General features: G+C 40.1%; 13 protein-coding genes. 5 read left to right on the plus strand and 8 right to left on the minus strand.

All coding sequences use genetic code 11. The features are described 5' to 3' along the window. Positions 1-235: 235 nt before the first annotated feature. The 6 genes from IEO70_RS16885 to IEO70_RS16910 form a co-directional block, all read right to left on the minus strand. Positions 236-1027 (minus strand): enoyl-CoA hydratase, encoded by a 792-nt coding sequence (locus tag IEO70_RS16885; RefSeq protein ID WP_407949601.1) that lies wholly within the window; start codon positions 1025-1027, stop codon positions 236-238. Positions 1028-1673: 646 nt separating this feature from the next. Further along, positions 1674-3179, minus strand: a complete 1506-nt coding sequence (locus tag IEO70_RS16890) for a coproporphyrinogen III oxidase (protein WP_190999556.1) — start codon at positions 3177-3179, stop codon at positions 1674-1676. 92 nt (positions 3180-3271) lie between these two features. Then, complete coding sequence (locus tag IEO70_RS16895; RefSeq protein ID WP_190999557.1) at positions 3272-4138, minus strand: HAD family hydrolase; 867 nt, start codon at positions 4136-4138, stop codon at positions 3272-3274. Positions 4139-4689: 551 nt separating this feature from the next. Next, a complete protein-coding gene (locus tag IEO70_RS16900) occupies positions 4690-5043 on the minus strand; it encodes a YlbF family regulator (RefSeq protein WP_190999558.1) in 354 nt (117 codons plus the stop codon). 12 nt (positions 5044-5055) lie between these two features. Continuing rightward, positions 5056-6195 carry a DUF445 domain-containing protein gene (locus IEO70_RS16905; RefSeq protein ID WP_190999559.1) on the minus strand — a complete coding sequence of 380 codons (1140 nt, stop codon included), beginning with the start codon at positions 6193-6195 and terminating at the stop codon, positions 5056-5058. 109 nt (positions 6196-6304) lie between these two features. Further along, positions 6305-6547: a hypothetical protein gene (locus IEO70_RS16910; protein ID WP_190999560.1), complete on the minus strand. Its 243-nt coding sequence runs from the start codon at positions 6545-6547 to the stop codon at positions 6305-6307. Between the two features lie 289 nt (positions 6548-6836). Here IEO70_RS16910 and IEO70_RS16915 point away from each other — a divergent pair, with 289 nt between their 5' ends. Further along, positions 6837-7064: an alpha/beta-type small acid-soluble spore protein gene (locus IEO70_RS16915; RefSeq protein ID WP_190999561.1), complete on the plus strand. Its 228-nt coding sequence runs from the start codon at positions 6837-6839 to the stop codon at positions 7062-7064. Positions 7065-8046: 982 nt separating this feature from the next. Here IEO70_RS16915 and IEO70_RS16920 read toward each other — a convergent pair. Continuing rightward, positions 8047-10047 carry an ABC transporter ATP-binding protein gene (locus IEO70_RS16920; protein ID WP_190999562.1) on the minus strand — a complete coding sequence of 667 codons (2001 nt, stop codon included), beginning with the start codon at positions 10045-10047 and terminating at the stop codon, positions 8047-8049. Beyond that, positions 10047-11798, minus strand: a complete 1752-nt coding sequence (locus IEO70_RS16925) for an ABC transporter ATP-binding protein (protein ID WP_190999563.1) — start codon at positions 11796-11798, stop codon at positions 10047-10049. Before IEO70_RS16925 ends, IEO70_RS16920 begins: the two co-directional genes overlap by 1 nt. A 382-nt stretch (positions 11799-12180) precedes the next feature. On the opposite strand from IEO70_RS16925, the gene IEO70_RS16930 reads away from it, so the two are divergent. Genes IEO70_RS16930 through IEO70_RS16945 form a run of 4 tightly spaced genes read left to right on the plus strand, consistent with a single transcriptional unit; the run spans position 12181 to position 14689 of the window. Further along, complete coding sequence (locus tag IEO70_RS16930; RefSeq protein WP_190999564.1) at positions 12181-12507, plus strand: PadR family transcriptional regulator; 327 nt, start codon at positions 12181-12183, stop codon at positions 12505-12507. Further along, complete coding sequence (locus IEO70_RS16935) at positions 12504-13361, plus strand: permease prefix domain 1-containing protein (protein ID WP_190999565.1); 858 nt, start codon at positions 12504-12506, stop codon at positions 13359-13361. Before IEO70_RS16930 ends, IEO70_RS16935 begins: the two co-directional genes overlap by 4 nt. A 12-nt stretch (positions 13362-13373) precedes the next feature. After that, a complete protein-coding gene (locus IEO70_RS16940) occupies positions 13374-14405 on the plus strand; it encodes a TolB family protein (RefSeq protein WP_190999566.1) in 1032 nt (343 codons plus the stop codon). A 23-nt stretch (positions 14406-14428) separates the two neighbouring features. Beyond that, entirely contained in the window at positions 14429-14689 is a 261-nt protein-coding gene (locus IEO70_RS16945) for a YesK family protein (protein WP_190999567.1), read from the plus strand. Positions 14690-15324: the final 635 nt, after the last annotated feature.

Consider the following 15324-nt stretch of genomic DNA (forward strand, 5'->3'; position numbering starts at 1 on the left):
CAATGATACTTAGCCTTCTATGAAGTTCGTGTTCCTCAGACCGGAAGTTTGCCGCCCGCTTCCTTCAGATTCCGCGTCACCACGGACACCCTTGCGTTAAGCTAACTGTTATTTCTGCCTTCACAGCTCGGGACTTTCACCCTATAGATTGCACCCATGCCGGGCGCACTTAAAAAAGACTAAATCATCTGACTTAGTCTTTTTTATTGTAAAAAGGACCGGTGACGGTTTTTCTTTATTTACCTTTAAAAACAGGCTTTCTTTTTTCAAGAAAAGCTTGTATTCCTTCTTGATAATCTTCTGTCTTTCTCATATGACCTTGTCCGTACTTTTCAAGCTCTAACATTTTAATTAGCTCTGGTCGATTTCTTTCGACGAATATCTTTTTTGTTTTGATCATGGCTTTTGTCGGGCTTTGAAGCCATTTAGCTACTTTTTTCTGAACAGCCTCTGTTAAATTACCTTCGACTACTTCGTGAATTAAGTCTTTCTCCAATGCCTCCTGAGCAGTCAACACTTTACCTTCCCAAATCAGTTCCTTTGCTTTCACTTCTCCAATTTTTTGGCTTAAGAAGAAATGCGAACCGCCATCTGGAATCAAACCGATACCAATGAAATTCATCGCTATTTTCGCATCCTTCTCTACCATCAAACAATCGGTCGCCAATGCCAGTCCCAATCCCAGTCCGGCTGCTGCCCCATGAATAGCTGAAATCGTCAGTTTTGGCATGCTGTAAAGTGTGATCGCAATATCGCTGATTTGGTCCATAATTGAATCAAAGTCTGCTAATTCAGTCCCTTGAAGCATCATTTTAATATCTCCGCCGGAAGAAAACGCTTTCCCTGAACCTTTTAAAACAACAACATCAATGTCATCATCAAAGCTAATTTCCTTTAGGGTGTGCAAAAAACTTTGCAAAAGATTCATGTCTAATGCATTCATAGATTGCGGTCTGTTAAAAATGATTGTTGCAACACGCTCTGCTCTCTCAACTAAGATTGGCTCTGCGTGAGAAGCCGTATTCACCTCGGTCAAAACAATTCCCCCTTAAACAAATATAGAGCTTTTCTCCATCTATTATACCTCCGGAAACTAGCGGTTAAAACAACTTATTAGAATTTTTTGTAAATATGAAAAAAAACCGTCACCGGTCCCTTTTCATCATGAATATACTACTTAGATTCTCCTCGATGAAAAAGGAGTCATGCGGAAACCGAAAAGCGGAAGCGGCCGCAAGTAAGGAAGAGCGACTTAGGACGCTACGTCCGCATATCTTCGTCGCTGTGACTCTCGTCCTGAGAGCCTCCGACCAGCATAAGACGAATCACGTAGGAAATTGTAAAATTTCTGGAGTGATTTGGCTTAGACCATAGAGCTGTCAAATTCATCACTTGCCAGTCATGAATTTGACAAGATAATCAGAGATGTCTAATCGGAGATGAAAGCTGGCTGGCCGCTGCAGCTAGACAAAGTCTCTAAGAAGGAACAGCGACTAAGAGCGCTACGTCCGCATATCTTCGTCGCTGTGGCTCTCATCGTGAGAGCCCCACACAAGAAACCCGCCTTTGGTTTCTTGGGGGAGACAGATTAGGACCGAGCATGGCAGGTGTAAGGTTAGACAGCTATCTAAGTTCAAAAATAGCTTTCTCCAAACAAAAAAGCCGATATTAAATCAGCTTTCTTGTTTGGCGAATAATGCGCGTATTATTTCAATTTTTTCTTTCGTATAGGCTTCAAAGCTATCGTTGTATGATTTTGGATCCTTCGGGTTGGCGAAGTGCTGAATCGCTCCTGTAATAGGATCAATGAACTTACTTGCCGCACCGCAGCCGATGCCGATAATCGATTGCTGCTCTTCCATGATCATAATGTTGTAGATGCTCTCTTTGCCCGGAAACGAATATCCGACATTCTCCAGGTTGCCTAGAATGTTTTTTTGGCGGTATAAATAATATGGCTCATAATTGTGTTCAGCAGTCCACTTCTCTGCCATATTCATCATCTTCTCGACTTCTGAGCGGTCAGCTACCTTGTATTTACGCTTATTTTGCGTCATTTCTGAGGCACGTTTAAATGATAACGTATGGACCGTCAAAGATTCCGGCATCAGTTTTTCTGTTTCATCCAGCGTATGCTGGAATTCTTTCGTTCCTTCACCCGGCAGACCGATAATCAGATCCATATTGATGTTATTCATGCCCATGCTTCGTGACAGATGATATTTTTCAATCGTCTCTTCAACAGAATGGTGGCGTCCGATTGCCTTCAATGTTTCGCTGATGTACGATTGCGGATTGATGCTGATACGGTCGATATCCCACTTTTTCAGCACTTCTAATTTTTCCGGTGTAATTGTATCCGGACGTCCTGCTTCAACAGTAACTTCTCTTACGTTTTTCACATCAGGGAAGTATTTGTACATGTCTTCATAAAGAGCATCCATTTCTTCTGCCGTAATGCTTGTCGGTGTGCCACCACCGTAATAAATCGTCGTGATTGGAATATTCATCTCCTTCAATGCTGTTCCAATTTCACGCAATTCGTAATGCAGCCCAGCTAAAAATGAATTAACCGAGCCTTGGCGTCCATTGATAGCATAAGCCGGGAACGTGCAATAAGCGCATTTTGTCGGGCAAAACGGGATGCCGATATAAATGCTGACCTCATTGCGAAGATTGTAAAGATCCGGCACTACAGTCAATTGTCGATCGATAATATGCTGCATCAGTTCAATCTTCTCTTCGCTGATCATGTATTGATCACGCAGCATTTGATGAGCTTCTTCTTTCGTCGCACCTTCTCGTAATGCTTTATGCAAGATTTTCGTTGGGCGGATACCCGTCAAAAATCCCCACTTCTGAATGATACCTGTCATTTCCTGCAATGTATTCAAATAAACAGCTGAAACTGCGTTTTTCAATTGCTTAAATGCTTCTTTCTCTCCTAAACCCTTCACGTCTTTCCTTGAAGAAGCTGTATAGGTTGACCCGCTATTTTTATCTTTTAATGTTAGCTTAACTTCAAGCTGGTCTTTCTCCTCAACTAAAAATTCCGCGACCATTTGCGCTTCCGGAAAATCCTTCAGACGCACCTGTGATTCCTCATAAAATAAATTTGTTATTAACTGTAACGGTCTTTGGAAGCGATCGTCCTTCAGACCTTTAATTTCTATTTGCAACCCTATCACCTATTTTAATTCGTATATTGACAATCCATTTGCTGCTACTAGTGTACATAAAACCATACAGCAAGGTCAATATTGCCGTATCGCTATTTCAATAAGTTCAGCTTTTCTAGAAAAGTGAGCTGATATTGTTTGCGGAACAATTCTTTCACGGTATAAGCAAAACCATCATCATCATTCGAGCGGGCAATCCAATCTGCTCGACGTTTCACTTCTTTGTCTCCATTCCCCATAGCGACTCCCATGCCTGCTCCCAACACCATTTCTAAATCGGTTTTGCTCGTGCCGATTGCAATCATCTCTTTTTTCGTGATTTGCAAATGTTCGGCTAAATAGAGGATGCCCTTCCATTTGCTGATTTGTTCAGGCCCAATGACCGTTACCCCATTTTCTTCTTCCGTAATTGTAATATCGCTGAACATATTTTTTAACACGTGTTTTAAATCCCGCTGTTCCTTTTGACTGTTAAAAGTAGCTTCTATACTGAGCGGAGTGTTCGGTTTCTTTTGCAAGTATTCGCTGATACTGTCAACATAATGCTGCGTATATGTTTTCGGTTCATTAACGTACATGATTGCCTTCCCAAGCATATTTTCCGGAATGTTGATTCTAGCTGATACCTCGGATTCTTCAAAGTTCACCTTAATTCGGCAATCTGCGCCTTCTAACAGCTTCACAATATCTAATGTCGTGTTCTCTGCTATTTTTTTCACAAACAAAGGTTTATTTATCGAAGTGCCGACGAAAGCTCCATTTGCGGTCACAATCATAATCGGTCCTTTAAGCGCCTTGGCAACCTTTTTGCTGAATTGATAATTGCGGGAAGTGACTAAACAAATAGCTGCCCCTTTTGACTGCACATATTCGATGGCCTCTTTTGTCGTCTTGCTGATGCGTCCATTCGATTGCAGCAAGGCACCATCTATATTAACGGCCAGAAGCTTATATACCATGCTGATCTCCCCTTCTTATAATGTCCTGATTTTATAAATATGAAAGCAAAAAGAGTGATAGACCATCATACAAGCTGCAGGCACAAAAAAAAACGCCCGTTTCGGACGTTTTTTTATTTTCAAAATAAGAAGTACTATTTTTTAACAAATATAGCTATCTAACCTTACACCTGCCATGCACGGAGGCCTACAGGATGTAGGTCATATCGGCGAAGACATGCGGCCGTGGCGTTGTCACCCCGCCCAAGAAACCAAAACCGGGTTTCTCGTGTGGGGCTCTCACGATGAGAGTCACAGCGACGAAGATATGCGGACGTAGCGCTCTTAGTCGCTGTTCCTTCTTAGTCTATGTCTAGCTGCAGCGGCCAGCCCCTCGAGGTCATAAGCCAAATCACTCCAGAAATTTTACAATTTCCTACGTGATTCGTCTTATGCTGGTCGGGGCTGAACAGGCCGCTTCCGCTTTTCGGTTTCCGCATGGCTCCTTTTTCATTGATGTGATATCTAGGAGTGAAATCAACAATGAAAAAGGACCGGTGACGGTTTTTAGATTAAGCTTTAAGAGAACCATATAATTCTTCAAGCGGCTTCATGATAATTTTGTTCAAGTCACCGAACATCATGCTTAGGCGCTGCTCGGCCTCCATTAATTTAGAAATGGTCGGATGCTGCTGCACAAGCTGCAATTGCTTTTGTGCATGCTCAATTTCTTCCTGAGTAATTTCATGCCCCATCATTTGCTTTTGCTGCAGTTTCAACTGAAGCTCACGGAAATGATCAAACATCTTTCTCGCAATATCATCTTGATTGACAGCTTCAATCAATTGCTTTAATTCCACATATTCATCGCTTACACGAATTCCTTTTTCCAACTCATAAGCAAAATCATACAAGTTCGCAGTCATGACGACACCCCTCTACATATTAATAAGCCATAGAAACAAACCTTGCACCAAGCCGATTAAACCGCCAAGGAAAGCCCCTAAGAAAGTAATCATTCCTAATTCCTTTTTAGCGATATCAACAATTAAATTCTCTAATCTTTCTAATGAGAAAGAATTGACTTGATCGCGGATAATTTCCTGGATTTGAAGTTTTTTCAATAATGGCTCCACCTGTAAAAATACTCTTTCAAAAAAGATATCCATAACCTTCGGAATAATCTTCTCATTGATAAGTGTATCATACTTATGAGCAAGCTCAGATACCGGCATGTCGAAGTACTTATCTAATTGCAGCATCGGAATAAGCTCACGTTCTAATGAGACTATTATTGTTTCTATACCCCATTTATTATAAGCGTACTCTACCTGCTGCCCCTTAAATACATTCCACTCTTTTCTAATTAATTCTGTTACAAGCTCTTGTGTGCTTTCTGTATCTAAAAAGTTTTGAATCTCCGGCAAAAATTTATCGGTCAGTTTTTCATTGCCCATGAACATTTGCAGCATCGACCAAAGTCTTCCGCGCTCTTCAAAAAATCCTTCAATGATGTTTTCTACCTGAATTCTGCCTTCCGGACTCGCAAAGAAATCCTTGCCTTTTTGTAAAAGCAAGTCAGACATTTGAGGGATTTTCTCATCAACAACATCTACTAATTGCGCAGGCAATACATCCGCAAGCAATTGATGCTTATTCTTTGACAGCCATTGCTCTGTTTTTCTAGCCACTAAAGCAGCAATAGCTTTTTCAGTTTTTACGCTCGCATCATATACGCCTAATTTCTCGAGACTATCACTGACTGTCAAATCGCTGTTCTTCAGCTGCCCAATTTGTTCTTGCAGCCATTGTGTTGTTTCCAAACGGAACGAAGGTGTGATGATCTTCTGCTGAATGCTCTCAGCTGTCAAAAGATGCTCGACTACCATTTTACCCAGCTGCTCTGCCAATTCCTCTCTTCTTTTCGGAATTAGTCCTGGCGTAAACGGCAGCCTTTTGTTAAATAAGTAAATCGGATTGTATGGTCTGAATAACATGCGGATAGCAACAAAATTAGTAAATCCGCCAATGACCGCACCAACGACGACCATAATCGCGATTGTAATAAAATTATTCATCTCTTTTACCCCTTTTATTTCTCTATATCCTTCATATTATATAGCTGAGTGAAGAATAGCAACAAGCTTCAACAGAAAACAAAACAGAAGGGACCTTGAAGCAGGTCCCTCATTCATTAATTGCGACTAATTCATCGTTGCCACACTGATTGCAAGAAAACAGGTGAACACATTGTTCTTGTTTAGTTGATTGCTCCAAACCGTCTACGAGCTTTAATGTTTGAATTTCTTCATAAGCACTGTATTCATCCAGAAAATCTGTTATCTTTCCCTGATCTGCTAAAGAAGCACTGCAATGCTTGCAAGAGACATTAACATTTCGGAAACCGTTGCATAAAGGACATATAGACAAAGATAATCATTCCTTTTACCTTCTTTTTTTCTATTGTGGTTTTTAAAGAAACAATCATACTTTCCATTAATTGCAACTCATACGAGTTCATCATCCTGCCATACTATTAGTACAAACCTCAAACATTGGGTTAAGCCGACAGGGCAATAGAAAAACTGCAAATCGCGAAACGTCAGTTCTTTCTTTTCTGGTGCAAGTCCAGACAACCCAACCATCTTTGTTAAATGCGGTAAGCGGTACATATTCCGTTTAAGCAAAGCAAAATAAAAACAAAAAGCGAGGTTTATTTATGCAAAACCAATCATCATCTTCAAATAATTCATCATCAAATCAACTTCTTGTAGCAGGAGCACAATCAGCTCTTGACCAAATGAAGTATGAAATTTCAACGCAATTCGGCGTAACACTTGGTCCTGATGCAACAGCAAGAGCAAATGGATCAGTAGGCGGAGAGATTACTAAACGTCTTGTTCAAATGGCTGAACAGCAATTAGGCGGATACTCTTCCCGCTCTTAATATCACCAATCACCTAAATTTAAAAAGCTTAAGGCTAATAATCGCCTTAAGCTTTTTTCTTTTATCGTGTTTCCATAATGAGAGAATGGGTATATATAAGTAACGAGATAATAAAAACATCTCGTTGGTAAAAATGCTGGTGGTAGGTTGCTAAAGCCAATGTGACGGCAAGAAAGCCACAGTATCTGTACAGAAGCTTACAGATTAGAACGACTTGTCATAACCATCCACAAAATCAAACATAGCAAGCGACAGCAAATTATTTAAACATTTAGTAAAAACTGTTTAAACCAAAGCGAAGGTAATACGCAGGCATCATTGCTATTGCTGAGAAAAAATATCATAATGACAAGCCGAAAAAAGTGAACGTTCTGTGAGTTAAATTTAAATAGTGAGACGAAAGATTCAGTCTTGATTTTAAAGTAAAAAACCAAGTTCTTTCGTGTTTAGAGCAGCCGACCACCTATTGCATATAGGATTTCAATCGGTATAGAAGCCAAAGAAGCCGGCACAAGAAATATCTTGTGCCGGCTTCTTTTTTACCGTTCAATCTAGGACTGGAGGCTCTCAGGACGAGAGTCACAGCGACGAAGATATGCGGACGTAGCGTCCTTAGTCGCTCTTCCTTACTTGCGGCCGCTTCCGCTTTTCGGTTTCCGCATGGCTCCTTTTTCATTGAAGCGAATTCATGTAGCGGAATCAAAAATAAAAAAGGACCGGTGACGGTTTTTCTTATTCTACGTCAGGCTTGCTGAAAAATGTATAAACAATAAAATATCCTAATGTAATGAAGCTTGCGATTGCCAGTGTGACAGTAAACATTTCGATTTCCATAACCGTCTCCCCCTTCAAACATTCGTACTTATAATGCTAAACTACCATACAAACACTCCGGTTAACGGACAGAAATCGAAACATTATTTGTCTTTACTGTGAAATAAATATGAACAAAAATTAACTATAATAATAAATATTGTAAAATTTAGACTGCTGCACTTTTACCTGCCTGCATTTGATACATCATATAATATTTGCCTTTTAAATGCATTAACTCATCATGGTTACCTTTTTCAGCTATCTCACCTTTATCAAGAACAATAATACAATCGGCATTTTTAATCGTTGAGAGACGATGGGCAATAATAAAGGTGGTTCTTCCTTTCTTCAATACTTCCAATGCATTCTGAATCAGTGCCTCTGTTTCGGTATCAATATTAGAAGTTGCTTCATCCAAAATTAAGATGGCTGGTTCGAATGCCAATGCCCGCGCAAATGAAATTAATTGCCTTTGTCCTGAAGATAATGTGCTTCCTTTCTCAACGACAGGTGCATCGATACCGCCTTCAATTCCATGCAAAACATTGAAAGCTCCGACATCTCTTAACGCTTGCTCGACTTTTTGCCGGGAAATACGTTCTTCGTTCAAGCTGACATTACTGGCAATTGTGCCGGTAAACAAATAGGGATCTTGCAGTACAATTCCCATATGTTCCCTCAAAGCTTGATGAGGGATCGTTTTAACATCTATTCCATCGATTTTGATAGCCCCTTCATCACAGTCATAGTAGCGGAATAGCAAGTTCATAATCGAACTCTTGCCAGATCCGGTATGGCCGACGAAAGCGACCGTTTCTCCCTGCTTCGCCTCAAATGTAATATCCTTTAGCACATATTCGTCCTTTTTATAGCCGAAGGAAACATGCTCGAAGGAAACATCACCATGATAACGTGGAATATGTTGTTCACTCACTTCAATGCCCTTTTCATCCAGCAATTCAAAAACCCGATTCCCTGCAACAATAGCCTGCTCCAGATTGGCGAATTGATTGACGATTTGCTGTACCGGATTGAAAAGCCTATTTATATAATCGACAAACGCATACAACAAGCCGATAGAGATAATGCCTTCACCATTGACGCTGATGCCACCGAAATATGCGATAAACGCAACAAACGCCAAGTTTTTTATGACATGCACAAGGTTGAACGATGTTAACGCATTTAGACGCATCATTTTATTTTGATAGGTAAAATGCTCATCATTCAGCTTTTCAAAATCGCCTTGAATCTTTTTCTCGCGTTTAAAAGCTTGAATGATATTCATCCCTTGAATCGACTCATTGATCATGCCGTTAATATCGCTGATACGCGCCCGAATGACAACATTATATTTAGAGGCGAACTTCCGGTACACAATTGTCCATACAACGAGAATCGGCAATAAAATCAGTGAAACTAACGCAAATTGCACATTCAAAATAAATAGAGCAACATAAATACCGAATATCGAGATCGTACTTGAAAAGAAAAATGCAAGCACATTGACATATAGCTCCTTAATCGCTTCTGTATCATTCGTTACGCGCGCCACTACCTTCCCTGCTGGCAAATTATCGAAGAAGCGAATCGGCAAAGTCGATAAATGTGAAAATATATCATTGCGCATTTTTTGAATAATACGATTCGCTGCCTTTTGAAGCAAATAGCTTTGACCAAATAGCAGAAAGGAAGCAATGACGATCAGTCCGAAGTACAACCCAATTAGTTTTCCTATTCTCGGAATTTCCGGGGCATAAAAAGCCATTATTTCACTAGCCGTCAACACTTCTGCACGGAATGTTTCATTACCGACTTTAAGTGTATTCCCGTCCAACTCTGTTTTCCCTTCTGCCGGGAGATTTTCATCCGACAGTACGAATTTCGAACCGACTTGAAGAATCGAATATCGCTCGCCTCTTTCTTCATCTGCTGAAAAATAATCTTCTCTTTTCAGCCAAGTTCCTTCATAATTGACCGCATCCTTCCCCTCCGTAGTTTCGTACCAGGTAGTTTGAATGCCGACAATGTGTTGGTCAATAATTCTTTTTGCTACAAATGGGCCCGCCAATTCAGCACCAACAGAAAAGGTGAGGAGTATTAAAGCAAAAATAATGGTCTTTTTATAAATCATTGCATATTGGAAAAAACGTTTTCCTGTACTCACTATTTCTCCCCCATTTCTTCCTCTAGCTGCTGTCTTTCAAACTGCGCTCTATACCAGCCGCCCTCATCTAATAACGATTGATGTGTTCCCTCTTCAATTACTTTTCCTTCATCAAGCACAATAATATGGTTCGCATGCTGAACAGCGGATAATCGGTGCGTTACGATAATTGTTGTCTTGCCGGCACGCTCACGCTGAATATTGCCAATGATTGTTTTTTCTGTTTTCGCATCTACTGCCGACAACGAGTCATCTAGCAACAATATTTCCGGATTCTTTATTAAAGCGCGAGCAATTGAAATTCTCTGCTTCTGTCCGCCAGATAGTGCAACTCCTTTTTCCCCTACAAGTGTCTCGAGTCCTTCTGGCAATTGCGCCAAATCCTTTTCGAAGTCTGCCAATTGAATTGCCGCCTGCAGCTCCTCTTCTGTTGCATCCGTTTTTCCAAATAAAAGGTTTTCTCTAATGCTTTTAGAGAATAAGAAAGCATCTTGCGGCACATATCCGAGCCAACCTCTCATGTCCTCTAATCTCACATCAGCAAGATTGCGGTTAGATACTATAATTTCTCCATCACCAAGCGGATATTCGCGAAGCAACTGGCGGATGAAGGTCGTTTTTCCGCTTCCGGTTTTACCGACAATGCCTAAAGTCTCACCGCGCTTCAGCTGTACATCAATCTTTTTCAAGTTTTCAACGGTTGAAGAAGGATATTGAAAGCTCACATCATTGAAGACAATCTTATCCGGCTCCCCGTTTTCCTCCATCGCATACTCGCTATTGCGTACATCTTCCTTATAGCGCAATGTATCCTGAACACGATCTAAAGATGCATTTCCTCGCTGCATGACGTTGATCAATTCGCCGATTGCGAACATTGGCCAAATCAGCATTCCTAAATACACATTGAAAGAAACAAGATCACCTAAAGTTATCGCCTGTTCGAATACCATCTTCGCACCATAGCCTAACCCTATCAAATAAGAAATGCCGACAAGCACATTAATGGTTGGATCAAATAGCGAATCTACGACAGCAACCTTCACATTTTTTTCGTACACATCTTCTGTCATATCGCTGAACTTCTTCTCACTCTGCTTTTCTTGAACATATGCTCGAATTACTCGAACTCCAGCAACAGATTCCAGTACCGAATCATTCAATTGTCCGAATGATTTTTGCGCTTCTGTAAAATGGGCATGCAGCTTTTTACCATAAATATTCATCAATAATGCCATAAACGGCAATGGAATAATTGCCAACAAAGTCAGTTTCCAAGATATCGCAAACCCCATCATACATATAATTGTTGCTGTAAATAGCACTGAATCAGTGAAAGATAATATACCGAATCCAGCTGTTAACGTAATCGATTTAATATCGTTTGTCGCTCGCGCCATCAAATCTCCGGTGCGGTTTTTCTCAAAAAAAGTCGGCGTCATTTTTAATAAATGTCCCATAAAGGTATAACGCAACTTTCTCTCCAATAAGAAAGCTCCACCATACAATCCTGATTGCCAGACATATCCTGCCGCATAAATAATAAAAATGACAGTCAGCATCAAGACTACATACGACACAATCATTTCTGACGTAGTCGTTTGCTGATGAATAGCATCAATAGTCATACCGACCAGTCTCGGCGGAATCATTTCCAACACATTAACCGTACATAATAAAACAATCGCGATCGTATACCTTTTCCAGTTCTCTTTAAAAAACCAGCCAAGTTTCACATATACATCAAACATTCAATCCCCCCTGACTCCAAACTTCTATACCACCTATTCTTGTCTAAAAACAAAAAAGCCTCCGTATGTACGCACGAAAGCTTTCATCACGAACTCATATAAAAGCGCACGCTTCAATAATTGGCAGCATGCGCACATAAACGAATACCGTTCAAAGACAAGAAAGGATCAATGATTATACGTCGGCTGCCACAATATTTTATTATCTGCTTGAATTACCATTAACTTTTTCATATTGTTCAGCCTCCTTTCTTTTAATATTCATAATGTTACAATTTTTAGAATTAACTGTCAACAAAACGCCCATTTTTTCCAATCGACATTTTTATACCTTGCATTACGATGTACATTGCATTACATTATTATCAAAGGATGTGAAAATATGGATAAAGAGATATTAAAAGGAAGTATCGATATTTTATTATTGTCGCTCATTTCTCAAAAGGATTGCTACGGCTATGAAATGGTCAAATCTTTAAAAGAGAATAGCCAAGATCTTTACAGCATGGGAGAAGGCACGCTTTATCCGGCGCTGAAACGTCTGGAGAAGAAAGAGTGGATTGAATCTTACTGGCAGGAAGCAGAAGCTGGCAAACGCCGAAAATATTATCGGATTACCGATTCCGGGTCAAAGGAGCTCGCTAAAAAAATTGGCGATTGGAATGTGGTAAAAGAGTTAATCCAAAAAACGTCGGAGGGATTAACATGAAAGAGATTGAACAATATATCAAAAAAATTGTCGATCATACCGATTGCACAAAAGATGAAAAAGAAGATTTAGCAGAAGAGCTGACTGTTCATCTTGAAATATTGATGGAAGAGAATATGAAGCTTGGCATGTCTGAGCAAGAAGCTATACAGGAAGCTATCCGGGTTTTCGGTTCTGAGAACACAATCGGTGATCAGCTCCAGCAGGCTATGTTTCCGTACCGACGGGAGTTGCTGATCACAATCAGCTTGAGCTTCATCGCACTCTCGTTTGCAGCATACTCAGTGTATTTATTTAATGTTCATGAAGCATCGAATGTTGAATTACTGATTAATGTATTTATCGGCCTTGGACTGCTGACTGCAACTGTTTCATCAACCTTCAATACTAGAAGAAAACTGGTAATTAACAGTCTGCTCGTCTTAGCTTTGCTCGGTTCCGTAATGAACGGTATGATGCTCGCTTATACCGACCATTACTTCACTCAATTTTTGTTGTTTATGGATTATGGGGTCCTATTGGCTATCATCATCATGCTTTACCTTACGACGCTGCATAGCACCTATTTCAATAAACCATTCTCCAAGTTACAGAAGCTTATGCACTTCACTAATATTACTGCCGGATTAGTCATATTGGCAGCAACGTTATTTTTTGTTTGGGGCATACTCTTGTTTGGAGGATTGAGTTGGGGATTAACATTTATCTTTATTCCGCTTTTAATCTGGATTATCTTATATATCATTCAAGTAAACTTTCAAAATAAAATACTCATTTACTCTATTTTCGCCTTATACACTCTGTTCGTTGGAGCTATTATTTTATTTTTTCTTTTTCCGTACAACTTAATGTAAAGGAAGTTAGCCATGAAAAAGACAACTTTAATTACTATTTCTGTGCTCGTGCTCGGGCTGACCGGATTTTTCATCGTACTGGGAAGCATGTTCGCAAAAGAAGATTACGAGAAACAAAATGGGCTCAGCGATGTATTTGCCGTATCTTCCAAAGGCAAATTGGCATTCGTGCAATACCAGGACGGTAAGCCGATGCTGTTCATTGCCGATGATAACGGTGATATGCAAGAGCTTATTGATGAAAAATCAGCGCAACACACTATTTCTCACCTATCCTTCTCAGTTGACGGCACGAAATTAGTGTATGTCGTCAATAAAAAAGACCTTGAGAACAATGTAACTGAGCTTTTTGAATACAACCTCGAAGACTATACGAAACAGCAAATACTATCACAAGAAGAAAATATTATCACGCAAGCTATTTTTGCGCCTGATGGTGAAAATCTTTATCTTCTTGGTGCCGGCACATTTGAAAATTACTCACCTATTGCTCGTAAGAATCCGCATAACTTTAATATTTTCCGGTTTAATCTAAAAACAAAACAACTTGAACAGCTCACTGATTTGGACAGTTATTCTATCGGCTCATTGGCTGTCTCCCGAAATGGAGAGAAGCTTTATTTTATCCAAGATGACATGTCTGATGACGCAAGCGCCGAAGAAATATTCAGCAGTAAGCAGCAAATTTTCGAGATGGAAATCTCTAATCCCGACAAGCTGTCTGTTTTGAAAACAATAGATCAAGATATATTTGATTTCGCCTTTTCCCCGGACGAAAAAGAGATTGTCTTTCAAGCAGTAGCCGGAGAAAATCGTAAAGGAATTTTTATGTATGAATTGTTTTCATACAATATTGAGACGAAAAAAGCAAAGCAGCTGACGTATCTGAATGAATATGCCGGCCGTCCGATATTCGCATCTGACGGCTCGAAGGTTTATTTTATCATCAACTTCAATTTTGCCGGCAACAAAGAGGATAATGCGATTCACTTCTTGAACAAAAGCAATCTGACTGTTGAGCAAGTATTAAGATTGCAAGATTAGAAAAAAGAGGAGCCAAAAGCGTTATGAATTTATTTGGTTTAGCTTTCTTTTTAACAGCAACCATCATTTTATTATTCATTTTAGGTTCTTTCCTATTGAAAAAGAAAACCATTAATCTCATTGCACTGATTATTCTTCTTTTCTGTATTATCTCGGTGCCGGGCAGCTTCTTTGTTGGAGGCTGGAATGGAATGGCTATCGGTATTTTGACAGGTTCAGCTTTTGCAGGACTCGTTTTCGGCTGGCTTTTCAGCTTGATTATTTTTGCTTTGAGAAAGTATTAAGAAAAACTGGCACCGGTCCTTTTTCATCATGAATATACTACTTAGATTCACATCGATGAAAAAGGAGCCATGCGGAAACCGAAAAGCGGAAGCGGCCCGTTCAGCCCCGACCTGCATAAGACGAATCGCGTAGGAAATTGTAAAATTTCTGGAGTGATTTGGCTTATGACCTCGAGGGGCTGGCTGCTGTAGCTAGACAGAAACTAATAAGAAACAGCGACTAAGAGCGCTACTTCCTGTAGCAACGTCGCTGTGACTCTCATCGTGAGAGCCCCCCTCAAGAAACCCGGTTTTGGTTTCTTTGGGGAGGCAGCAAGTAATGAACATTGGCTAAAGACGCCACGTCCGAATGTCTTCGCCGATATGACCTACATCCTGTAGGCCTCCTAGCATGGCAGGTGTAAGGTTAGACAGAGAAAAACCGGCACCAGTTCTTTTGGTATGGTATATAGCAGGAATTTGCAGTCAGCTTCAGATGGTACCTTCTTAATTAATTTACATTTACAAAAAAAGCTGGCACAATCAATAAACTGTACCCTATAAGATAGACACTTGAAAAAAGTCTATCCTATAGGGTACTTTTGTTTATAATGAGAAAAAAGATGTCGGAGCGGAATGAAATGACAAAGAGATAT

The sequence above is a fragment of the Peribacillus faecalis genome, assembly GCF_014712675.1.
Classification (GTDB): domain Bacteria; phylum Bacillota; class Bacilli; order Bacillales; family DSM-1321; genus Bacillus_AD; species Bacillus_AD faecalis.